At 65.9% G+C, this 22,144-nt stretch carries 17 protein-coding genes and 1 pseudogene; 7 read left to right on the forward strand and 11 right to left on the reverse strand.

Annotated elements, in window-relative coordinates:
* Positions 1-424: 424 nt before the first annotated feature.
* On the forward strand, positions 425-1,228 hold the full coding sequence (locus Hhyl2_RS11745; RefSeq protein ID WP_483550957.1) for a hypothetical protein: 804 nt from the start codon (positions 425-427) through the stop codon (positions 1,226-1,228).
* A 48-nt stretch (positions 1,229-1,276) separates the two neighbouring features.
* Here the strand turns inward: Hhyl2_RS11745 and Hhyl2_RS11750 are convergent.
* From Hhyl2_RS11750 to proC, 4 genes and pseudogenes are all read right to left on the reverse strand, one after another.
* Positions 1,277-1,567, reverse strand: a pseudogene (locus Hhyl2_RS11750) (uracil-DNA glycosylase family protein); the annotation flags it as partial.
* Positions 1,568-1,576: 9 nt separating this feature from the next.
* The gene (locus Hhyl2_RS11755) at positions 1,577-2,905 is read right to left on the reverse strand and encodes a glutamate-5-semialdehyde dehydrogenase (protein WP_483550958.1); all 1,329 of its coding nucleotides are present in this window, start codon (positions 2,903-2,905) and stop codon (positions 1,577-1,579) included.
* Complete coding sequence (gene proB, locus Hhyl2_RS11760) at positions 2,898-3,731, reverse strand: glutamate 5-kinase (protein WP_483550959.1); 834 nt, start codon at positions 3,729-3,731, stop codon at positions 2,898-2,900. Before proB ends, Hhyl2_RS11755 begins: the two co-directional genes overlap by 8 nt.
* Positions 3,724-4,497 carry a pyrroline-5-carboxylate reductase gene (gene proC / locus Hhyl2_RS11765; protein ID WP_483550960.1) on the reverse strand — a complete coding sequence of 258 codons (774 nt, stop codon included), beginning with the start codon at positions 4,495-4,497 and terminating at the stop codon, positions 3,724-3,726. Before proC ends, proB begins: the two co-directional genes overlap by 8 nt.
* Before the next feature lie 241 nt (positions 4,498-4,738).
* Between proC and Hhyl2_RS11770 the strand changes: the two genes are divergently transcribed.
* Positions 4,739-4,909, forward strand: a complete 171-nt coding sequence (locus tag Hhyl2_RS11770) for a DUF4177 domain-containing protein (protein WP_483550961.1) — start codon at positions 4,739-4,741, stop codon at positions 4,907-4,909.
* A gap of 46 nt (positions 4,910-4,955) precedes the next feature.
* Here Hhyl2_RS11770 and Hhyl2_RS11775 read toward each other — a convergent pair whose 3' ends face one another.
* Both Hhyl2_RS11775 and Hhyl2_RS11780 read right to left on the reverse strand, forming a co-directional pair.
* A complete protein-coding gene (locus Hhyl2_RS11775; protein ID WP_483550962.1) occupies positions 4,956-5,318 on the reverse strand; it encodes a DUF7344 domain-containing protein in 363 nt (120 codons plus the stop codon).
* Positions 5,319-5,410: 92 nt separating this feature from the next.
* The gene (locus Hhyl2_RS11780) at positions 5,411-8,053 is read right to left on the reverse strand and encodes a PAS domain S-box protein (RefSeq protein WP_483550963.1); all 2,643 of its coding nucleotides are present in this window, start codon (positions 8,051-8,053) and stop codon (positions 5,411-5,413) included.
* 118 nt (positions 8,054-8,171) lie between these two features.
* Here Hhyl2_RS11780 and ileS point away from each other — a divergent pair, with 118 nt between their 5' ends.
* The 3 genes from ileS (at position 8,172) to Hhyl2_RS11795 (ending at position 13,489) form a co-directional block, all read left to right on the forward strand.
* On the forward strand, positions 8,172-11,375 hold the full coding sequence (gene ileS / locus Hhyl2_RS11785; RefSeq protein ID WP_483550964.1) for an isoleucine--tRNA ligase: 3,204 nt from the start codon (positions 8,172-8,174) through the stop codon (positions 11,373-11,375).
* A gap of 329 nt (positions 11,376-11,704) precedes the next feature.
* Positions 11,705-12,139, forward strand: a complete 435-nt coding sequence (locus Hhyl2_RS11790) for an ester cyclase (protein WP_483550965.1) — start codon at positions 11,705-11,707, stop codon at positions 12,137-12,139.
* A gap of 96 nt (positions 12,140-12,235) precedes the next feature.
* Complete coding sequence (locus tag Hhyl2_RS11795) at positions 12,236-13,489, forward strand: MFS transporter (protein WP_483550966.1); 1,254 nt, start codon at positions 12,236-12,238, stop codon at positions 13,487-13,489.
* Between the two features lies 1 nt (position 13,490).
* Here the strand turns inward: Hhyl2_RS11795 and Hhyl2_RS11800 are convergent, their stop codons facing one another.
* Together Hhyl2_RS11800 and Hhyl2_RS11805 are read right to left on the reverse strand one after the other, a co-directional pair.
* On the reverse strand, positions 13,491-15,506 hold the full coding sequence (locus Hhyl2_RS11800; protein ID WP_483550967.1) for a helix-hairpin-helix domain-containing protein: 2,016 nt from the start codon (positions 15,504-15,506) through the stop codon (positions 13,491-13,493).
* Positions 15,507-15,549: 43 nt separating this feature from the next.
* Complete coding sequence (locus Hhyl2_RS11805; RefSeq protein ID WP_483550968.1) at positions 15,550-16,302, reverse strand: MinD/ParA family ATP-binding protein; 753 nt, start codon at positions 16,300-16,302, stop codon at positions 15,550-15,552.
* Positions 16,303-16,417: 115 nt separating this feature from the next.
* On the opposite strand from Hhyl2_RS11805, the gene larE reads away from it, so the two are divergent.
* Positions 16,418-17,290, forward strand: coding sequence for an ATP-dependent sacrificial sulfur transferase LarE (larE, locus tag Hhyl2_RS11810; RefSeq protein WP_483550969.1), 873 nt, complete (start codon positions 16,418-16,420; stop codon positions 17,288-17,290).
* Here larE and Hhyl2_RS11815 read toward each other — a convergent pair whose 3' ends face one another.
* Genes Hhyl2_RS11815 through tatC form a run of 3 tightly spaced genes read right to left on the reverse strand, consistent with a single transcriptional unit; the run spans position 17,291 to position 19,809 of the window.
* The gene (locus tag Hhyl2_RS11815) at positions 17,291-17,467 is read right to left on the reverse strand and encodes a hypothetical protein (RefSeq protein ID WP_483550970.1); all 177 of its coding nucleotides are present in this window, start codon (positions 17,465-17,467) and stop codon (positions 17,291-17,293) included.
* A gap of 37 nt (positions 17,468-17,504) precedes the next feature.
* The gene (locus tag Hhyl2_RS11820; protein WP_483550971.1) at positions 17,505-18,134 is read right to left on the reverse strand and encodes a histidine phosphatase family protein; all 630 of its coding nucleotides are present in this window, start codon (positions 18,132-18,134) and stop codon (positions 17,505-17,507) included.
* Entirely contained in the window at positions 18,127-19,809 is a 1,683-nt protein-coding gene (gene tatC / locus Hhyl2_RS11825; protein ID WP_483550972.1) for a twin-arginine translocase subunit TatC, read from the reverse strand. Before tatC ends, Hhyl2_RS11820 begins: the two co-directional genes overlap by 8 nt.
* Before the next feature lie 140 nt (positions 19,810-19,949).
* On the opposite strand from tatC, the gene Hhyl2_RS11830 reads away from it, so the two are divergent.
* Positions 19,950-22,142, forward strand: coding sequence for a twin-arginine translocase subunit TatC (locus Hhyl2_RS11830; protein WP_483550973.1), 2,193 nt, complete (start codon positions 19,950-19,952; stop codon positions 22,140-22,142).
* Positions 22,143-22,144 lie beyond the last annotated feature (2 nt).

The raw sequence follows: 22,144 nt of genomic DNA on the forward strand, positions 1-22,144 counted from the left end.
GGCGAAAGGACACGCAATTCCGATATGGCTCCGTAGGATTCCGTCAACAAGGGGGCGGAGAACATGAGATAATGTTCTCTTGAAACGTATCTCTATTATTAACCCTTGTTTGGGGGAGAGTACGTCCAGCGCCTCATCAGTCCACACTATACCCTCGGCGCTTGAGCCCTATTCCCTCGCCGTGTTTTTATATCATTAACATCATAATCCCAGCACCCACAAACATGTCTACGAGAATACTATCTAAAGGGACTGAATTACCTTTCGTCCATGAGTCAAGAGGGTGGGATGAATCTGTCAATTTCAAGGACTACGATATTGTGTTTGTTAACCTGAAGACTTTGGAAGAAAACGCTCAAGAATATGATCAATTAGAACGAGTGAGATACTTGGCTTTTTTAATTTATCCGCAGGACAGACAGCTATGGCCACTCCGACAGCCACGCCCACCGCAACAGGGGATTCACTCATTGGTTTATTAGTAATAGTTTTAGAAGGATTACTCCCAATAATTGGAGGTTCATTAACAACTCTACTCGGAATTGGGTTTAAACAAAGTGTATCTGATAGAAAGGCATTCGTTCAGAATGTCTACTCTCCGCTATTTGATACGGTAACGTCCTACTCGGAGGGAAACCTCTCTTTTGAGGAACAAAGTTCGCAAATAAAGTTACTCTCCAGCCAGCTTACCCCCAGTGAACTTAGCGAGCTCGATGAACAGGTTCGGGAACGAGTCAACAAGATAGACGAAGATATTAAATCACTGAATCGGTTTCTGCGCGATTTAGAAAATGAGATCCAAGAGAAAGGAACGTACAATAGTAGTGGGAGTAGTGGTATATTGATGTCATCTCAAGATGTCAAACCAAGCATTGTATTCAGATGTAGTAATAGTGGTGCACATGTCCAGGGGTATTCAATTTGGAGATGGTTGAACGAGTATACAGTCCCGATCTGTAACGCTAATACATCCGCAGAATTACGCTCGGAACTCAGTCAGAAAGCGGAGGAGCTGGGACCGGAGTACGCAAATGCCATCGATAGGTTTGGAAATGACGAATTCAACCAGATTGGGCAGGCAATCGAAGCCGCAGCTGAGTCAACAGAATTCAGTCAAGGCGCGGAAAATCACATTGAGCAATACTCTCAAATCACGTCGACAGCTGACGATGCCGGAAAGAAGATAAAAGAGGAAATGAACAAACCTTGGTATCGAATTATACTGTAGAGGTCCTGTCTGTAGATAGTACGTAAAAATTATTCACTGAAGAGTGTATACCGCGTTCGTGAAGTAACAGTCCTCGTGGCCGAAGTCGGCGTCGGCGAGCAGGTCGCGGATCTTCCGGCCCGACGCCCGCGAGGTGTAGGCCATCCCGGTCAGGTTGCCGCCCTGCCAGTGGTCGGCGTCGGGGTCGCCCGCCGCCGGTGCCTCGCCGACCACGACGACGCTGGCGTCGAGCGGGCCGTTCCCCCAGGAGATACACGCGCGGCTCTCGGGGAGGTTCTGACAGCGCCGACAGTCGGTGGCCAGCGCGTGCTGGCTGTCGGGAGCGGGAAACGTCGGCATCAGACGGCGTTACTCGTCGGCGAGGTGGCCTGGGCGCCACTCGCCGTCGAACTCCCGGTGAGTGAACGGCAGGGCGTCGTCCCCGGCGTAGGTGGCGACGAGCTGGCCGTCGCCCTCCAGGTAGTACTTGTAGGTCGTCAGCCCCTCCAGGCCGACCGGGCCGCGGGCGTGGATCTTGCCCGTCGAGATGCCGACCTCGGCGCCCAGGCCGTAGCGGTAGCCGTCGGCGAAGCGGGTCGAGGCGTTGTGGAAGACGCTGGCAGCGTCGATGCCGGTCATGAACGTCTCGGCCGCGTCGGCGTCCTCAGTGACGATGGACTCGGTGTGTTTCGAGCCGAAGGTGTTGGCGTGGTCGACGGCCGCGTAGACGTCGTCGACGACCGTGATCGACAGTTCGAGGTCGCCGTATTCTGTCTCCCAGTCGTCGTCGGTCGCGGGGTCGACGTCGACGACCTCGCGGGTGGCGGCGTCGCCACGGAGCGTGACGCCGGCCTCGCGGTAGCGCTCGACCATCCCGGGCAGGAACTCCTCGGCCACGTCGTCGTTCACGAGCAGCGTCTCGACGGCGTTACAGACGGCGGGGTACTGGACCTTCGCGTCGAAGGCGATCTCTTCGGCCATCTCCAGATCGGCGGCCTCGTCGACGTAGACGTGACAGACGCCCTCGGTGTGGCCCAGGACGGGGATCTGGGTGTTGTCCTGGATGTAGGAGACGAACTCCGAGGACCCCCGGGGCATCACCAGGTCGACCTTGTCGTCGAGTTCGAGCAGGCGGTCGACCTCCTCGTGGGCCTCGATGAGCGTCGCCCAGCCGTCGGGCAGGTCGGCGGTGGCCTCGACGATGGTCTCGTAGAGGACGCGGTTGGACTCGCTGGCCTCGCTGCCGCCCTTGAGGATGACGGCGTTGCCGGACTTCAGCGCGAGCGCGGCGATCTGGACCAGCGCGTCGGGCCGGGACTCGAAGATGGTCCCGACGACGCCGATGGGGACCGCGACCTTGTACAGTTCCAGATCGTCGTCGAGTTCGCGGGCCGCCAGGGTCTTGCCCAGCGGATCGTCCTGGTCGGCGACGGACTCGACCATCTCGGCGATACTGTCGAGTTTGCCCGCGTCGAGTTTCAGCCGGTCGACCAGGGCCTGCGTGTACTCGCCCTGTGCGAGCATCTCCTCGGCGGCCTCGACGTCCTCGGCGTTGGCGTCGAGGATGGCCTCGCTGTTCTTCCGGATGGCGTCGGCGATCGCTTCGAGTGCGGCGTCGCGCTCGGCAGCGTCGACGTTGGCCAGGCGCAGGGCCGCGGACTGTGCCTCCTCGACCTGCTGTTCGGTCGCGTCAGTCATCTACACCACCGTTGATCGGGACGAATATTGTGCCCACCGATTCGGCAGTGGCGACCTTCTGCAGGACGTCGGGTTCGGTCGACGCCGCGATGATCGCCGGGATACCGTGCTCGCTGACGTCACGGGCCCCGTTGACCTTCGTCTGGATGCCGCCGAACCCACCGGTCGCGCTCTCCGAGACGATATCCTCGACCTCGTCGTAGTTCTCGCCGACGACCGGGATGCGCTCGGCGTCGGGATCCTCCTTCGGATTCCCGGTGTAGACGCCGCCGACGTCGGTCAGCGTCACCAACAGGTCGACCTCGACGCCGATGGCGATGGAGGCCGAGATCATGTCGTTGTCACCGATCTGGAGTTCCTCGGTGGCGACCGCGTCGTTCTCGTTGATGATGGGGACGATCCCCCAGTCCAGCAACGTCTCGACGGTGTTGCGGAAGTTCGTGAACCGCTCGGGGTTCTCCAGGTCGTGTTCGGTGATGAGGATCTGGGCGACCTTGCGGTCGTAGCGTTCGAAGCTCTCGGTGTAGCGGCGCATCAGATGGCTCTGGCCGACCGTCGAGAGCGCCTGGGACTCCTCGACGGTCTCCGTGGCGTGGTCGACCCGGCCGATGCCGGCCCCGACGGCACCGGAGGAGACCAGCAGGACCTCCTTGCCCCGCGAGAGCAGGGCCTCGACATCGTCGACGAGTTTGTCGAGTTTCTCGTCGTCCAGGTTCGAGCTCTCGTCGGTCAGGGAGTTGGTGCCGGCCTTGACGATGACCCGCTGTGCGTCGGCCGCCAGTTGCCGGGTCGCCGAGACGGTCTCGGCGTCGACAGCCTCACTCATCGTCGAACGCGGCCGCCAGTTCCTTCGACCGCTGTTCGGCCGCCGCGACCGCATCGGTGAGCGCGGCGTCGGCGTCGCTGTCCCAGAGGACCTCCATACCCTCGATGGTGGTTCCGTTCGGCGAGCAGACGGCGTCGATGAGTTCGTCGGCGGTGCGGTCGTCCTGCAGCACCGTCTCGGCGGCGCCTTTGAACGTCTGGGCCGCAAGCACCTCGGCTTCCTCCTCGTCGAGCCCGCCCGCGATGCCGGCCTGGGTCATAGCCTTGATGAAATAGAAGACGAAGGCCGGTCCCGACCCGTTGACTGCGGTCGCGATGTCCATCTGGCGCTCCTGGATCTCGGCGAACTCGCCGACGTCGTTCAGCAGTTCCCGGACCGCCGGCGAGAGGTCGCCCGTGGCGGCGGCGGCCATGTCGCGTGTCTCGGCGGCCAGGTTCGGCATGATCCGGACCACGTCGGCGTCGGTCCGGGCCTCGACGAACTCCGTGGGGACGCCGGCCGCGATCGAGACCAGCGTCTGGTCGGCCGAGAGTTCCAGTTCGGAAAGCACCGCCTCGACGATGTCGGGCTTGACCGCGACGAACACGACATCTGCCTCCGCTGCCCGCGAGATGTCCGCTGTCGTCTCCGTGCTGTAGTCGGCGACGGACGCCAGGGCGTCCGGGTCCAGGTCACACGCGACGATCGTGTGGTTCCCGGACTTCCAGAGGCCCATGACGAGGGCACTGCCCATATTTCCGCAACCGATGACGCTCGTGTGTACCATTGTCTCTACCTCATCTCACGAGATTCAGGGACTAACTGTGTTTTCATCCCGCGCTCGACGCAAGCAGCAGTGTTTCGGTACGCAACTTCGACCACAAACAGCCAGAAAGCCCCGCCCGTAGCCGGTTGGTCAACCGAGCTGGGTGGGGCTTTCTGGCTCTGGGAACTCTCGACTGCTACAGTAAACACCACTAGCGGGCGACCACAAGACTGGTACCGGTGGCACCGGTCGCTCCGGGTGTATGCCCTCCTACGAGTACAAGGTGTTCGAGGTCGACACCGGCATGTTCGGTTCGAGCAGCGTTCCCGAAGACGAATTGAACGAACTCGGCGCTGACGGCTGGGAGGTCGTCGCACCGATCACGGAGAAGAGCGGCCAGACCGCCGCGCTCGTCCTCCAGCGCGAGCGCTGACCGCGCCGACGTGTCACATCAGACACCAGAATGTTCCGAATCCCGGTCACCGGTTCCATGCCGCGAGGGCCTCGGCGACTGGCATCTCGAGCCAGTCGTCACCTTCGAGCGGGAGGTCTCTACTCGCGGCCTCTGCCCGTGGTACGTCGAACCTGACGAGGTCGGCCGCAGCGAGCATCGGTAGGTCGGCGTGATGGAGACGAATCTCCGCCCGTCGGCGCTCGTCGTCGGTCACTGCCGTCGGTGGTTTGTCCTGTTGGCGGGCGACGAGTCGCGTCGCGAGTCGTGAGATGTGGATCGGCTCCGACCGACTGCTGAGGATCGCGAGGAGCAGTCGACGCCGGTGGCTCCCCAGGATATCGACCGTGTCGCCCAGCGATTGGAATGGCCGTTCGTTCTGTGACCTCATAGCTCAGCGTAGCATACTCGGCAGTATGAACAGTGTACCGGAACAGTCCGGTATCCTGTCTGGTCGTCGAGAGTGGCAGTCCCGGAATCCGCTCAGTCCGGTTCCCAGGGGTCCGCGGAAAAATACTGTTCGAGTATCTTGGCCGTGGCGACCCGGAGATGCTGATGCAGAGTCGAGGAGGCGATGTCGAGGGCGTCGGCCAGTTCCTCGCCGGTCGTCCGGCGACGCGGCCAGTCGAAGTAGCCAGAGCGGAAGGCGGCTTCGAGGACACTGCGTTGGCGTGCGGTGAGTTTGTCGGCGGCCTCGCTGTCCGACCAGGCAGAGGGCGTTCGTTCGACCTCGCGTTTGGTCCGCATGGTCGCGTCGATACCGCCCTGCTCGAGCCGTGCGATGTACGCTCGGACCTCGGTATCGAGCGTGACATCGACGACGAAACGGCCCGTGCCGTCCTCGATGGTCGCACCGCGAATCCAACCGCCGGCATCGAGAAGTGTCCCGAACAGCGAATCACCGCCGAGACGGAGTTCGAGCCGCGTCTCGGTTTTTGTCTCGATAGTCCGGAGCACTTCGATACCCTCGATCCCGTCACTCGCGGTGTGTATCCCGTCGACGGACGTCTCATCGGCGTTGACGTAGACCAGATAGCGGCCCACCCCGACCGGGACGACACCGTCGAGGTGCCACACGCCGCCGACTCGGTCGTTGAGCACGAGCAAGGGGGCGGTCTCGGCCGTCAGTTCGAGTTCCAGTTCCTGGAAGGCGCTGGCATAGAGGAGCTTCTTCGTCTGGATGGCGTCGATGGCCGTCCCGATGATCCGGCCCAGTTCGCCGAAGACCGCCTGCTCGCGCTCGCCGAACGCGTCGGCGTCGGTCGCTGCGAGCGACAGGACACCGTAGACGACGCCATCGGACTCGATCGGCACGTTTCCGAGCACTCGAACGTCGACCCGTGCGGCCGTAGCACGGACCGACGCCGACAGTTCGGGGTCTGTCTGCAGGTCCGTGACGACAGTCGGTGCGTTCGTCTCGACCGCTGTCCTGATCGACTGTTCGATAGCGTCGTCGCCGGCCGTCTCGACACTATCGAACACCCCGCCAGACAGTCCGGCGAGGTGGCGAACCTGGAGCGTCTGGTCGGCCGCCAGGCCGAGCGTCATCGCGACCGGATACCGGTCGGAGTCGGCGAAACTGGCACAGACGGCCGACTCGATCGCGTCCCGGTCCGTCGCGGCGACGATGGCCCGGTTCACGTCACGGATGAGTTCGTTGACGCGGTTGAGTCGCTGGAGTTCGTCACGCTGTTCGGCGAGGCGTCGCTCGTCGGCCCGCCGTTCAGTGACGTCGCGCAGCGCCGAGAGGTGAACGCCCGGACGGACGTTCGCCGTCGCGGCGAAGTCAGCGATCCGTTCCGTGCCGTCGGAGCGGACGATGGGGAACTCCCCGCGCATCGCCCCCTCGTCGACGAACGTCGACCACGCGTCTGCCACGTCGTACCCGGCGGGGGCGAACTCCGCAACGTTGTGACCGACGAGTTCGTCTTCAGACCGGCCGAACAGTGCACACGCGGCGTCGTTGACTGCGAGATAGTTGCCCTCGTCGTCGGCCAGTACCAGCGCGTCGAGCGTCCCCTCGAAGACGGCTTCGAACTGCTGTTGAGTCTCCTTGCGCTCGGTGATATCCTCGAACGTGACGACGACACGGTGGATCGACCCCTCGGCATGGATCGGTGCGGCGCTGACCGCGACCCAGATGCGGGTTCCGTCGGCCCGTCTGAGTGTCTGTTCGTGCCCGAACGTCGGTTCGCCGGTACGGAGCGCGATGGTGAACGGGAACTCCTCGTCGGCCAACTCCTCGCCGTCGGGGCCGCGGACCTCCCAGGTCGGTTCCCGGAACGACTCGTCGAGTAGCACGTCGCGAGAGACGCCGAGGATGTCCTCGGCGCGTTCGTTGACCCGGACGAACTGCCCCGTCGGCGTCAGTACGCAGATGCCGACTGGGCTCGCGTCCAGAAGCTGCTCGGTGAAGTCCCGTTCCTGCTGGAGCGCCGCCTCGCGCTCCTTTCGCTCGGTGATGTCCCGGAAGTAGATCGACATGCCCGAGGGCGACGGATAGGCACGGATCTCGAACCAGGTCGAGACGCTCTCGCCGTACCACTCTAGCGTGACCGGCTCCTGTGTCTCCATCGCCCGCTCGAACTGCCGCTGCATCGCCGATTCCGCCGCGTTCGGGAACACGTTCCAGATGGACTCCCCGAGGAGGTCATCCCGTGCGTGGCCGAGTAGTGCCTCGGCGAACTCGTTGACGTAGGTGTAGCGCCACTCCGTATCCAGTGCGACGATGCTGTCCGAGACACGAGAGAGGACGGTCTGGAGCGTGAGCGGTTCCGTCGCTGCCGGCCGGCACAGATACAGCGTGGCGGTGTCCGCGGCCAGCGGCAGGACAGTGACCGACAGGTCTCGGGTCGTCCCGTCGGCGGCCGTCACGGTGACGTCTCGTGTCGTCAGTTCGAGCGCGCCAGCAGATCGGTCGGTGACTGGTGTATCCAGCACCGACGTGACCGGTTCGCCGACGACGTCGGCGGCGTCCCGACCGAAGACGACCTCGAACTCGGGCGACACCCAGTCGATCAGCCCATGGTTGTCGCTCAGCAGGACACATTCCGAGACAGATGCGGGGTCGGCGTGTGGCTCCATCGCGTGTGGGCGACCGTCGGCTGCGAGCGACGTGTCGCACACATATTCGTTCCCCAACAGGATAACCGTATTGAAAACCGACCCGGACTGAACGACGGTGACGTGGGCGACTGCGCAGGTAACCGATTGTCATTTAATGCCGGCGGCGAATGTGACCGGTATGGACCGATTCGCCGCGATCGACGACCAGTACGACCCGGAGGCCGTCGAGGAGACGGTCTTCGAGTACTGGGACGACGTCGACGCCTACGAACAGACAACGGCACATCGTGCCGACGAGGAGACGTACTTCTTCGTCGACGGGCCGCCCTACACCTCCGGCGCGGCCCACATGGGGACGACCTGGAACAAGACCCTGAAGGACCTCTACATCCGCTATCTCCGGATGCAGGGGTACGACGTCACCGACCGGCCGGGCTACGACATGCACGGCCTCCCCATCGAGACGAAAGTCGAGGAGCGCCTGGACTTCGAGAACAAGAAGGACATCGAGCAGTTCGGCGAGGAGAACTTCATCGAGGAGTGCAAGGCCTTCGCAGAGGAGCAGTTAGAGGGCCTCCAGACGGACTTCCAGGACTTCGGCGTCTGGATGGACTGGGACGACCCCTACAAGACGGTGAATCCGGAGTACATGGAGGCCGCCTGGTGGGGGTTCCGGCAGGCCCACGAGCGGGACCTCGTCGAGCAGGGCAAGCGCTCCATCAACCAGTGTCCCCGGTGTGAGACCGCCATCGCCAACAACGAGGTCGAGTATCACGACGTTGGCAAACCGTCTATCTACGTGAAGTTTCCATTGGCGGACCGCGAGGGCAGCGTCGTCATCTGGACGACGACCCCCTGGACCATCGTCGCCAACACCTTCGTCGCCGTCGACGGGGACCTGGCGTACGTCGGCGTCGACGCCACCAAAGACGGCGAGACCGAGCGACTCTACGTCGCCGAGCCCTGCGTCGAGGACGTCCTGAAGGCGGGCCGCTACGAGGACTACGAGATCGTCGAGGAACTGTCCGGCGAGGATCTCGTCGGCTGGGCGTACGACCATCCGCTGGCCGAGGAAGTGCCCGACCACGCCCAGGCCGAGGGGTCGGGACAGGTCTACACCGCCGACTACGTCGAGGCCGACCGCACGGGCCTGGTCCACTCCGCACCGGGCCACGGTGAGGAGGACTTCGAGCGCGGCCAGGAACTGGATCTGGAGATCTTCTGTCCGGTCGGCAGCGACGGCGTCTACACCGACGCCGCCGGCAAATACGCGGGGACGTTCGTCCGGGACGCCAACGACGACGTCATCGCCGACCTCGATTCGAAGGGGCTGTTGCTGGCCCACGAGGACGGCCACTCCGTACGGGAGGGGCAGTGCTGGCGCTGTGACACCGACATCGTCCGCATCGTCACCGACCAGTGGTTCATCACGGTGACCGACATCAAGGACGAACTGCTGGCCAACATCGAGGACAGCGAGTGGTACCCCGCCTGGGCGCGGGACAACCGCTTCCGTGACTTCGTCGAGGAGGCGCCCGACTGGAACGTCTCCCGGCAGCGCTACTGGGGTATCCCGATCCCCATCTGGACACCTGAAGACTGGGACGGCTCGATGGACGACGTCGTCGTCGTCGGCGACCGCGAGGAACTGGCCGACCTGGTCGACCAGGACATCGACCCCGACTCCGTCGACCTCCACAAGGGGACCGTCGACGACCTGACGATCACGCAGGACGGGACGACCTACACGCGCGTCGGCGACGTCTTCGACGTCTGGCTGGACTCCTCCGTGGCGACGTGGGGAACCCTCGATTACCCCGAGCAGACCGAGGCCTTCGAGGAACTGTGGCCCGCCGACCTCATCATGGAGGCCCACGACCAGACCCGTGGGTGGTTCTGGTCGCAACTGGGCATGTCGACGGCCGCGACCGGCGAGATCCCCTACAAGCAAGTGCTGATGCACGGCTACGCCAACATGCCCGACGGCCGTGGGATGTCCAAGTCCAAGGGCGTGCTCGTCGACCCCCACGAGGTCATCGACGAGTACGGCCGTGACCCGATGCGGCTCTTCCTGCTGTCGGTGACGGCCCAGGGCGAGGACATGAACTTCTCGTGGGACGAGACCGCCGAGATGCAACGGCGGCTCAACATCCTCTGGAACGTCGCCCGGTTCCCGCTGCCGTACATGCGGGCCGACGACTTCGATCCCGAGGCGACGACCGTCGCGGACGTCCGCGACGACCTCGAACTCGTCGACGAGTGGGTCCTCTCGCGACTCCAGACCGTCGAGCAGGCCATGACCGAGCACATGGAGGCCTTCGAGAACGACAAGGCCGCCGACGAACTGCTCGATTTCGTCGTCGAGGACGTCTCCCGGTTCTACATCCAGGTCGTCCGCGAGCGGATGTGGGACGAGGCCGATTCGGCCTCCAAACAGGCTGCCTACGCCACGCTGTACCGGGTGCTGGAGGAGGTCGCAGCCCTCTTTGCTCCGTTCACGCCGTTCGTCGCAGAGGAGGTCTACGGCGCGCTGACCGGCGACGCCGGCCACCCGACGGTCCACATGTGTGACTGGCCCGAACCCGACGAGTCGCTGCAGGACCCCGCACTGGAAGACGAGATCGAGGTCGTCCGCGAGGTCGAGGAGGCCGGTTCGAACGCCCGCCAGCAGGCCGAGCGGAAACTCCGCTGGCCGGTCACGCGCGTGATCGTCGACGTCGACAGCGAGGCCGTCGCCGACGCCGTCGACGCCCAGACAGCGATCATCGCCGACCGGCTGAACGCCCGTGCGGTCGAGGTCGTCGGCGCCGACGAAGAGTGGGACGAACTGCGCTACTCCGCCGAGGCGGACATGAGCAAACTCGGCCCGGCCTTCGGCGACGACGCCGGCCGCGTGATGAACGCGCTCAACGACGCGCGAGTCACCGAGCGCTCGGTCGACGCACTCGAAGCAGCCGTCGCCGACGAACTGGGCGAACCGGTCGACCTGACCGAGGAGATGGTCGAGTTCCGGCGCGAGACGCCTGCCGGCGTCACCGGCACCGAGTTCGCGGCACTGGACGGCGGCGGCGTCGTCTACGTCGACACGAAACTCACCGAGGACATCGAGAGCGAGGGGTACGCCCGCGAGGTCATCCGCCGCGTCCAGGAGATGCGCAAGGACCTCGAACTGGACATCGAAGAGCGCATCGTCGTCGACCTCGGTGTCGCCGACGAGCGCGTGGCCGCGCTGGTCGACGAGCACCGTGATCTCATCGCCGAGGAGGTCCGGGCCGACGAATTCAGTGAAGTCGCCGACGGCCACCGCAAGACATGGGACGTCGAGGACGTGGAGATGGAGATCGCCATCGCACCCGTCGCGGCCGCGGAAGCCTCGGACTGATACACCGGAGCCGAGCAGCGCGAGGCTCCGCTTTTTCGCCCACGTTTTTCGAGGAGGGTGCGCGAGCACTGCGAGCGCACCCGACGATGAAAAAGGTGGATGGACATCGCCATCGCACCCGTCGCGGCCGCGGAAGCCTCGGACTGAGCGGCCAAACCGTGCTGTCGGGGACGACGCACCGCCGATGGAGCCGTGACCAACCGGTGACTGTCCGTGAGCAAGGTGTAACAAGAGCTACCGTGTGACACAGGGTAGGTTTCTGTGGCGCTCGATTCTCGATACAGCGGCCGAACGAGACGTGTCGACACCGGGCGCAGGGAGCGGACAACATGACAGCACTTGACACACTGGTAGAACACAAGCGACTGGCACGGCAGTTCCCGGAGGCGGTCGCGACACGGGGCGAACTGGACCTGATCGACGAGATCTGCACCGCGGACGTCGCCGACCACAGCCCACTGGGCGAGATCTCGGGGCGGGACGCCCTGAAAGCACAGATCGAGTCGGTCCGGAACGCCTTCGAGGACTTCTCGGCGACCGTCGAAGACAGCGTCGCCGAGGACGACACGGTCGCGATGCGGGTCACGCTACGCGGACGGCACGTCGGCGAGTTCATGGGCATCGAGGCCACCGGAGAGGACGTCGAGATCGACAACATGGTCTTCACCCGGTTCGAGGACGACCGTATCGCCGAGCGCTGGGTCCAGCCGGACATGCTGGCGCTCATGCAACAGGTCGGGGCAATCGACCTGCCCGAGGCCTGATCGGCGAGCGCAACTGTCTTTCTTTTCTCCCGACCGCGCGACGATATCTTCGACGGACCGTAACCGATTACTCGGGGAGTCCGCTGTCCAAACGCAGTGACCGCACGCAGACAGCTCCAGGCACTGTTTTGCACCCGCTTTGCGACCTCGTTCGGCATCGTCACGCTACTGACGCTGTTGCCGACGTACATCGACCTGCTGGAGCCCGAGGGGTTCGTCCTGGGGATGTTCGCGACCGGGCTGACGCTGGCCCAGGCCGGGACGGTGATCCCGGTGTCGTATCTGGGCGACCGATTCGACAAGCGGACGGTGCTGCTGGCAGGCCTCGGCCTTGCAGCGGTGGTCTACGGGCTGTTCCCGCTCGTGGGGTCGAGCTGGGGGTTCGTCTTCGTCCGCGGGCTCCAGGGCATCGCCGCGACGACAGCGGGCCTGCTAGCGCTGGCGCTGGTCGGGCAACTGGCCCGCGACAGTGCTCGGGGGACCACCATCGGGACCTCGAACGCCTGGCGGTTCGCGGCGGCCATCGGCGGGTCGCTGTCGGCCGGGCTACTGTACGACCGCTTCGGCTTCGACGCCGTCTTCGGCCTGCTCGTGGCGATCACCGCCGTGGCCTTCCTGGCCGTCTGGCTGTTCGTCGAGCCCGACGAGACGACCACCGAGGGGTTCGCGCTGGCGGATCTGGCGCTCAACCGGCGGATCCTCACGATCACGAGTTTTCGAGCCCAGTACGCCGTCGCCGTGACGCTGGTCCGGACGTGGGTGCCGATCTTCGCCGGCGTCGCAGCCGCACGCGGTGGGCTGGGGTACAACGCCGCCGTCAACGGCGCGACTGCAGTCGCCGTCGTGCTGGCGGCTGAGAAGTTCACCAACATGTGCTGTCAGCCCTACACCGGCGGGCTCTCGGACCGCCAGGGCCGGGCGCGGTTCGTCTTCGTCGGCGGGCTGGCCTACGGGCTGGTCGCCGTCGTCGTCCCGTTCACGCCGGCTGTCGGTGCGGCGCTGGGCCTCCCGTCGGTGTTCCCGTACTTCGGCGACCTCTCGCCGGCGTTCCTCCCGCTGATCGCGCTGAACGGCCTGCTGGGTGTGGCCGACTCCATCCGCGAGCCGGCGAGCATGGCGCTGTTCGCCGACGAGGGCTCCGGCGAGGGTGTCGCGTCCAGTTTCGGTGTCAGGGATCTGGTCTGGCGGCCCGGCTCGGTGCTGGCACCGCTTTCCGGCGGCTGGCTGATGAGCAACGTCGGCATCGAGTGGGTGTTCTACCTCGGCGCGGGCGCGGCGTTCACCGGCGTCGCCGCCTTCGCCGGCATCCTCACGTACCGGCACGGACTGTCGGGGCTGGCCGCCTGGTAGGTTACTCCTCGAACTTCGAGAGCAGGTCCCCATAGAAGGTCCCCGAATCGTCCGCGGCGAGTTTCTCGACGATGAGTTCCGGCGTCGACCGGGCGAGTTTCCCCTTGACCGGCGAACGTTCGACGACGAGTTCGCCGTTCTCCAGGCCGACCGCCTCGATGCCGTCGATGCTGACGTCGATGCTGGCCGCGTCGCGGATGTCACGCGCCAGGTGCGAGACGAAGACTGCCGTCGCCCGGCGTTCGTCGAGCGCTTCGAGGATGCCGGCCATGATCTTCGCGCTGGCACCGGGTTCGGTGATGGATTCGAGTTCGTCCACGAGCACGAGTACGCGCGGGCCCTCGGTGTCGCCGTCGTCGCCGGCGGCGCCGTCACCGACGCTCCCCACCAGATCGCCGAACTCCCGGATGGTCGCCTCGAACGCGCCGGCGTCCAGGGTTCCCTGGGTCTTGGCGTGGTAGTGGAGTTCGGTCACGCGACCGACCCGGGCCGACTCGGCCGGCACCGGCAGCCCCATGTGGGCCAGCGTCGTCACGAGCGCGACCAGATCCAGCGTCGAGGTCTTCCCGCCGCTGTTGACCCCCGAGAGGACAGTGACGCCCTCGACACCGTAGTCGACCGGTTCGACCTCGGCGAAGGGGACGTCCAACAGGGGCGAGCGGCCGCCCTCGATGGCGAAGCCACTCTCCTCGGTGATCTCGGGCAGCGTACAGTCGAAGTCGGCAGCGAAGCGGGAAATAGCGAGTTCGACGTCCAGGCCCAGCGCCGCCGAGACGAGTTCCTGGGCGTCCGCACGGAGGTCAGCCAGGTCGTCGGCCAACTCGCGCTTGCGCCGTGTGGCCCGGCGGTCCCGCGCGGCGGTCAGTTCCTCGCGCAGGCGACTGACGACGTCCTCCTGGCGTTCGACCGGATAGGTCGGTTCATCCGGGAACGCCCGGCGGGCCATCGCCTCGGTGTCCCGCAGCGAGAGCGTCTCGACGAGGTGGTCGCGGGCCTTCTCGACGGCGGCGGCGTACTCGTCGGCCAGTTCACGCGAGAGCAGCGAGTCGACGCCGGCGCCGCGTTCGACCAGCGACAGCAGGTCCGTCCCCTCGATAGTGACGTCCCGCTCCTCGATGGCCTCCCGGAGGTGGTCGTTGGCGACGTTCTCGGCCATCCCGACGGCGGCGTCCAGATCGTCGACGGCCGTCGACAGCCGGTCGAGTTCCTCGTCGCCCCGAACGGTGCCGTCCTCGGCCAGCTGGTCCAGAGCCATCTCCAGTGCGTCCAGATCACAGGGCGAGTCCAGATCGGCGACTCGGTGGACCTCGGCGGCTGCCAGCACCCGGTCGCGGTTCCGCGAGAAGAACGCGAGGACCCGCTCGGGGACGACCGACGCCGGGTTCGCCAGCGCGTCGGGTTCGACCCGGACGTCACCCTCGACGTCGACGCCGGCGAAGGCCTCGTCCAACGCGACCACCGTCGAGTACGACCGGGCGAGTTCGGCCAGCTGGCGGGCGTCGTCGACGACCTCGACGCTGACTTCGGGGATGGCCTCCTGGGCCTGTGCGTATCGCTCGGCGTCGCTGGTCGCCAGACAGCGGTCCCGAACCCGGACGTCGCCCGCCTCGGCGAGCGGTTCGACCGCCGAGAGCGGTTCCCGCACGTCGAGGTTGGGGTCGCGGGCCATCGCCGACGTGACGAACTCCCGGACCTCCTCGATGCGGCTCCGGGTACCGCTGGGATAGAGCGTCTCCAGGCGCTTCTCGGCGTAGTCGGTGACGGTCCGCGCCTGGAGGAGTGCGAGCGCTTCCCGAGAGAGTTCACGGGCGCGCGAGGTCGCCGCGAACCCACCGGGGTCGTCGTGTTCCGCCCGGATCGCACCGCGGGCGACACGGGCCGCTCGCCCCTCGCTGATGCCCGGCGCCTGCGAGAGCGTGGCGACGTCACCGTCCCGGAGCGCGCGCTCTGGGTCGTCGAGTTCCCGGAGCGCCGCGGCGGTCTTGGCCCCGACGCCCGGCACCGATTCCAGGTCCATCTATCGCTCCGTTCGGCGCCGGTCAGAAAAAACCCGTCGCCGCTTACTCCGCGGAACCCCCCGTAGTACGGTCGGCTGTCGTCTCGCCGCTGTCGGGATCGGACTCCGTGGCTGCGGCGGCGACAGAGACCGCGCCAGCCAGGCCGCTGTAGGCCGCCGTCACCGACGACGCCGGCGCCGTCCTGACGACCGGTTCGTCGCCGACCACCGCCGGATCGTCGGGGATCCACGCCAGCAGGTCCGTCCCGAGTTCTGCAGCGACCGCCTCGGCAGCGCTCTCGTCGGTCCGTGTGACGACCACGCCCAGGACCGAGCCGTCGACCGTGTCGACGAGCGACGCCGTCCGCGTGGTGTCCGTGACGGCAGTGTCGTCGGGCGTCGTCACCAGGATGGTCCCGTCGGCGACGCCACAGGGGACGACCACCTCGTGGCTGACACCGGCGCCCGTATCCACGAGGACGATGTCGAACCGGGTCCGGAGCCGACGGATGACCCGCCCGAGCCGCGACGGATCGGCCTCGCCGTAGGTCTCCAGGGACGCATCCCCCGGGACGACGGCGACCTCGCCGCTGGTATCGACCGCCTGCGCCAGGCGTGCGGTCCCCGCGAGCACGTCGTGTACTGTCGGTTCGTGTGCGACCCCGAGCATCCGCCCGAGGTTGGTCATCGACAGGTCGGCGTCCACGATGGCCACCTCGTGACCCAGTGTGACCAGTTCGTGTGCCATGTTGACGACGGTCGTCGTCTTTCCGACCCCTCCTTTTCCACCCGCGACCGCATAACACTGACCCCGCATCGAATGCAATTTTCGATATAATAAGTGAAAAAATTATCCATATGTCAGAGATTGTCAGACAACTGTCGGTCAGGAACGCGACGTGCTTTTCAGCGTCCACACGAAACGATGGGCAATGGCTACAGTCGCGACCAAGGCCGCAGCCGCTCGGGACGACCTGGCCGAGCGAGACGGCGTGGTGGTGGCGTTCTCCGGCGGCGTCGACTCCAGTGTCGTCGCCGCGCTGGCACACGACGCGCTCGGGGACGACGCCGTCGCCTGCACGGCGAAATCGGAGACGCTGCCCGCCGCCGAACTCGACGACGCGGTCCGCGTCGCCGAGGAGATCGGTATCCGTCACGAGATCGTCGAATTCTCGGAACTGGACAGCGAGCAGTTCCGGACCAACGACGAGATGCGCTGTTACCACTGCCGGTCGATGCGACTGGGGGCGATGTACGACCGCGCCCGGGAACTCGACATCGGCGTGGTCTGTGACGGTACCAACGCCTCCGACGTCGGCGAGGGCCACCGCCCCGGCCTGCGCGCCGTCGAGGAACTGGACGCCTACTCGCCGCTGCTGGAACACGACATCGAGAAGTCCGGTGTGCGTGAGATCGCCCGCGAGTACGACCTCTCGGTCGCGGACAAACCGTCGATGGCGTGTCTCTCCTCGCGCATCCCGACCGGCCTGGAGGTCACGGAGGACCGCCTCTCGCGCGTCGAGAAGGCCGAACAGTTGCTCCGGACCTGGGGGTTCGAGCAGTTCCGCGTCCGCGACCACGACGGCCTGGCCCGCATCGAGGTCGGCGAGGAAGAACTGGAGACGGCGCTCGACCCCGACTTCGTCCGTGCGGCCCGCGACCATATCGAGGACTGTGGGTTCGACCACGTGACGCTGGACCTGCACGGATATCAGACCGGGAGCGTCAGCCCCGAAGAGGACGACGCGAGCGAAGAGGACGTCGTCGCCGACGTCTTCGACACGGAGTATCCCAGCGTCGAGTAGTCACTCGTCAGTCACAGCGGCGACCTCGGCCGCGCCACACTCCGGACACTCCTCGTGGTCGGTGTGGAACCGCGATCCGCAGGCCGTACACTCGTAGTCGGCCTGTTCGTCGGCGGCGTCCGCTGCGGTCTGTTTGAACTTCTCGACGTTCCGTCCGATCTTGTTGAAAATACCCATCGTGTCAGATAACGAACGCCAGCCCGATAAGCGTTCGTCAGCGCCAGTCGGTCAGTTCCTCGGCGACGAGGTCCGCCCGGCCGTCCGCGACGTGAACCTCATTGATCGCGCAGTTGTCCTGGGAGTGGGCCGCAAGCGCCGCGTCAAGCGACCGGTCGTCGACGGTCGCCAGCAGGACCTTGATGACGCCGCCGTGGGTGACGAGCAGCGTCGTCTCGCCGGGCTCGACCGCCCGGGTGAATCGCGCCCACGCATCGCGAACGCGGTCACAGAACTCTCCCACGGTCTCGCCGTTCTCGGGCGCGGCCGGCAGCACCGAGACGCTGTCGCCGCCGTCGTGGTCGGGGTAGCGCGCGAAGAGGTCCTCGGCCAGCAACCCCTGGAGGACGCCGAACCCGCGTTCGCGCCAGGCGGCGTCGAAGGTCGGCTCGGGCAGTCCCGGAGCAGCCTCGCGGATACCGGCGGTCGTCTCGCGCGTCCGCTGGAGGTCCGAGGAGACAACCCGGTCGACGGTGTAGCGCCCCGTGAGCGCACCCCCTAGCGCGACAGCCTGGTCGTGCCCGCGGTCGGTCAGCCCCGTCGGCGCCCACCCCTGGATCCGGCTGTCGCGGTTCCACTGTGTCTCGCCGTGCCGTGCGACGAGCACGGTGGCGGCGTCCTCACTCACTGGCCGACGCCCTCCGGCGTTTGCCGGCCAGGATGGCGGCCTCGAAGACGATCACGAGCCCCCCGGCGACGGCGACGGCCGCCGTCGGCGTCAGACTCACCTGATCGACCAGGCGGAACAGCGCCGGGTCGGAACTGGAGAGGTAGCCGGCCACGATGGCGGCCCCCCAGACCGGGAGCCGAGCGCGCCGCAATGCCCGCCAGAGCCGGATGTTGACGACGTAGTTCTTGTTGACGTACGCCAGCAGTTCGAAGGCCACGATAGCGCTACCACCCACGAGCAGGGGTGGCGCGAGGCCGACGCTGTTGAGCGCGTCGGTGACCGCCGTCGGGAGCTGCTGGTAGTAGCCCGTCGGCACCGGCGCCGGGCTGAGCACGTAGCCGACCAGCCCGGCAGCGAGCCAGGCGACCGGGCGGCGGGCCGCCGCTTCCTCGGCGGTCGGGATGGGCGAACTCTCCTGGGTCCACCGCAGGAGCAGGAGCGTCCCCTCGAAGAGGCCGATCATCGTGACTGCGACCATCAGTGGCGCCATCCCGGTCGGGTCCGGGCTGAAGACGAACGCGATGGCCGCGAACGCCCCCCAGAAGTAGAGCCGCCGGTCTTCGAGCCACTGGCGGGTCGTGACGCCCATCATGATCGCCAGCATCACGAACAGCGGGATCTGGAAGACGATGGCGAAAAAGCCCAGCATCAGGATGATGAGGTTGAACGTCTCCCCCAGGCCGAACGCGAGGTCGGCGGCCCGGTCGGAGTAGGTGATGAAGTAGTCGAACATCGCCCGCAGCACCAGGAAGTAGGCGAAGGCGACGCCGATGGCCGCGAGCACGAGGCTGGTCGGTACTGCCGCCAGATAGTAGCGCCGCTCCTTGGGGTACAGCCCCGGCCGCATGAACAGGTACGTCTCGTAGACGAACACCGGCAGTGCGGCGATCAGGCCCACCAGCGACGAGACCTTCAGCCGCGCCAGGATCAGCGCCAGCGGGCTGTAGACGTGCGGACAGTCCGCGCCGGCGACCGTACTCTCCCCGCCGGGCTGGGCGCCCGTGGCGAACTGGCCACAGGCCTCTGCCGGCCCGTCGAGGAACGAGTACCACAGGAAGTTGATGAGTTGATCCGAAGAGGGGAGCGCGAGGACGGCCACGACGGCCATCACGCCGACGACGACGAACAGCCGCATCGCCATCTCCTCGACGTGGTCGGCCAGGGGCATCTCCTGGTCGTCGGGCGCGCCCTCCTCCCCGTAGTCGAAGTCGGCGTCGGGGTCGGGGACCGGCGTCCCGTCGCCCGGCGTCGGGACGTTCTCCCCGCCGTAGGAGGTGTGTGCGGTCGGCGTCGCCGGGATCCCCCAGTCCGAGGGAACGTCGGCGGGCGTCGCCGCGACGACGTCGTCGGGGTCCCGGTCGAACAGCGGCGTGGCCGGTTCGGCCGGTCTGCCGTGGGCACCGACAGTGCCCTCGTCGCCGCCGACCGGCGTGTCACCCAGATCACCCAGACCCTCGTCGTCGCTGTCCCGAGCGTCTGCTGGCTCGTCGCCCCCGGCCGGCGTATCCAGGTCCTCGTCGGACGGCAACGTGCCCTCTCTGTCGGGCTCTGGCAGCGCGTCTGCCTCGTTGTCGTCGGACAGCATCGGCTCTGTGGGCCCACGCTGTTCCTCGTCGTCGTCGCCGTCCGGCATCTGGAGGGGCTTAGCGGGAGGCCATTGTAAACTTTCTTTTCGAGACGCCGGTCTGGGGCGTCTCGCAGCGGTCTCACGACGGCGATTGTGCCAGTGGGATGAATAAATTGATAACGCACAATTGGCTACACCCAGGGGAGATGGCGAGCGCGATCGACGAGGATACCGTCAAAACGGTCCAGAGCGGCCGTGCCACACTGGGTGCGATGCTCAGCAGCGCCCAGACGCACCTTCAGAAGGTGTTCATCGTCTTCGTCGTCGGGATGATCGGGACGATCATGGCGCTGCAGTACGGCGTCTGGGACCGCCTGCGCCAGGACCTCCTCTACTCCCAGATGGACCTGACCACCCAGGAGGCGACCAGTATCGTCGCGGTCACCCCCTTCGACGTCATCCTGTTGCAGGTCAAGATCGGTGCTGTCGTCGGTATCCTCATGTCCCTCCCGCTGCTCGTCTACTTCGGCCGTGACGGCCTCCGTCGCCGGGGCTGGTGGCCGGCCGAGCACATCCCCGCCTGGAAACTCGCCACGTTCGTCACGATCAGCCTGGCGCTGTTCGCCGGCGGCGTCGCCTACGCCTACGAACTGTTCTTCCCGATCATGTTCAACTTCCTGGCGGGCGACGCCTTCGACGCCGGGTTCACGCCGCAGTACTCCATCGTCAAGTGGTTCCAGTTCGTCTTCATGCTGGCCGTCTCGTTCGGGTTGGCGGCCCAGTTGCCGCTCATGATGACGGTCCTCTCGTATACCGACATCGTCCCCTACGAGACCTTCCGCGACAAGTGGCGCTACGCGGTGCTTGGCATCTTCGGCTTCGGGGCGCTGTTCTCGCCGCCGGACCCGTTCACCCAGATCATGTGGGCAGCGCCGCTCTGTGGCCTCTACGGGATCAGCCTCGCGCTGGCGAAGGTCGCGGTGCTGTTCAAACGCTCCAGCGAACTCGTCAGCACGCAGGAGATAGCCCTGTCGAACTGGAACACGATCCTCGGCGGGGCGCTCCTGTCGGGGGCGGCGGTGTACTACCTGCTCTCCTCGCCCGCCTTCCAGTACGTCCAGGCCGCGGAGGGCTGGGCCGCACAGTACTCCGCGCGGCTGACCGGGAACATCCAGCCGCCGGCGCTCTTTGGCCTCTCCGTCGAGGGGACCGCGACGCTGCTGGGCGTCCTGTTCGGCCTCGTCGGGGCCGTGGCCGTCCTCTACATCCACGTGCTGCGGGCGCTCTCGGAACGCCAGGATCCCGCCAAATACGGTGACCCGACGGCAATCGACATCGACGAACTCAACGCAGAGGCCATCAAGGTCACGCCGCCCGAGGTCTTCGAGGAGATGACCGAGCAGGAAGCGCTCGCCCACGCCGATACGGCGCTCTCTGCCGGCAACGAGGAGAAGGCCCAGCTCGTCCTCGACCGCTGGGACATGGCCAACGAGGACGACGAGGGAGAGGGTGACGGAGAGCCCGACGACGCCCAGGCCGCCGAGGAGGAGGGCGACGTCGTCACCTCGACCACCGCAGGGATGCTCAACGCCTTCACCGAGGACGAGACCACCGAGGACGACGTCGGTGGCTACTACTACGACCTGCGGTTCATCTTCGACTCCATCGCCTCGAAGTCGTTCTGGATCCTGGGCATCTTCGGGCTCGTGATGGGCGGTGCGTTCCTGTTCCTCTACCAGGGCGGGATCGGCCGTATCCAGCGGACCTTCGTCAGCCGGCTCCCGCCGGAGATGGCCAAGGACGTCAGCATCGTCACGCTCCACCCCGTCGAGCACCTGGTGTTCATCGTCAAGTTCTCGACCATCGTCGGCGCTGTCTCCGTGATCCCCGTGTTGCTGTACTTCGCGTGGCCGGCGCTACGCGAGCGGGGCTTCGTCGGCGGGAACCGCAATATCCTGGGCATCTGGGGCGGAACGCTGTTCGCGGCGCTCATCGGCGGGAGCCTGCTCGGGTTCCTCTACTTCGCGCCGCTGACCATCTCCGCGATCGCCTACGACCAACTGGAGTCGAACATGGTCATCGCCTACCGGGTCAGCAAGTTCGGCTGGCTCGTGTTCTTCCTCACCGTCGGCATCGGGCTGCTGGCCGAGATCCCGGTGACGATGTTCCTGTTCCACAAGGGCGGGATCGTCCCCTTCGAGACGATGTACACCCGGTGGCGGGAGGTCGTCATCGCCATCGTCGCCGTCTCGGCCATCTTCTCGCCCAACGGCATCTTCACGATGTTCATCGTCGGCATCCCGACCGCGCTGGCGTACCTGCTGGGCCTTGGCATCCTCTGGGTGTACACGCTGGGCGGTCGCCGGACGTCCAAGCGGCGGAGCGAGCCGGCCGACTGAGA

The sequence above is a fragment of the Haloarcula sp. H-hyl2 genome (assembly GCF_056934385.1).

Coding starts and splice junctions, on each gene's coding strand:
- Hhyl2_RS11745 (WP_483550957.1), top strand. CDS start 425: ATGGCCACTCCGACAGCCACGCCCACCGCAACAGGGGATTCACTCATT.
- Hhyl2_RS11755 (WP_483550958.1), bottom strand. CDS start 2,905: ATGACTGACGCGACCGAACAGCAGGTCGAGGAGGCACAGTCCGCGGCC.
- proB (WP_483550959.1), bottom strand. CDS start 3,731: ATGAGTGAGGCTGTCGACGCCGAGACCGTCTCGGCGACCCGGCAACTG.
- proC (WP_483550960.1), bottom strand. CDS start 4,497: ATGGTACACACGAGCGTCATCGGTTGCGGAAATATGGGCAGTGCCCTC.
- Hhyl2_RS11770 (WP_483550961.1), top strand. CDS start 4,739: ATGCCCTCCTACGAGTACAAGGTGTTCGAGGTCGACACCGGCATGTTC.
- Hhyl2_RS11775 (WP_483550962.1), bottom strand. CDS start 5,318: ATGAGGTCACAGAACGAACGGCCATTCCAATCGCTGGGCGACACGGTC.
- ileS (WP_483550964.1), top strand. CDS start 8,172: ATGGACCGATTCGCCGCGATCGACGACCAGTACGACCCGGAGGCCGTC.
- Hhyl2_RS11790 (WP_483550965.1), top strand. CDS start 11,705: ATGACAGCACTTGACACACTGGTAGAACACAAGCGACTGGCACGGCAG.
- Hhyl2_RS11800 (WP_483550967.1), bottom strand. CDS start 15,506: ATGGACCTGGAATCGGTGCCGGGCGTCGGGGCCAAGACCGCCGCGGCG.
- Hhyl2_RS11805 (WP_483550968.1), bottom strand. CDS start 16,302: ATGCGGGGTCAGTGTTATGCGGTCGCGGGTGGAAAAGGAGGGGTCGGA.
- larE (WP_483550969.1), top strand. CDS start 16,418: ATGGCTACAGTCGCGACCAAGGCCGCAGCCGCTCGGGACGACCTGGCC.
- Hhyl2_RS11815 (WP_483550970.1), bottom strand. CDS start 17,467: ATGGGTATTTTCAACAAGATCGGACGGAACGTCGAGAAGTTCAAACAG.
- tatC (WP_483550972.1), bottom strand. CDS start 19,809: ATGCCGGACGGCGACGACGACGAGGAACAGCGTGGGCCCACAGAGCCG.
- Hhyl2_RS11830 (WP_483550973.1), top strand. CDS start 19,950: ATGGCGAGCGCGATCGACGAGGATACCGTCAAAACGGTCCAGAGCGGC.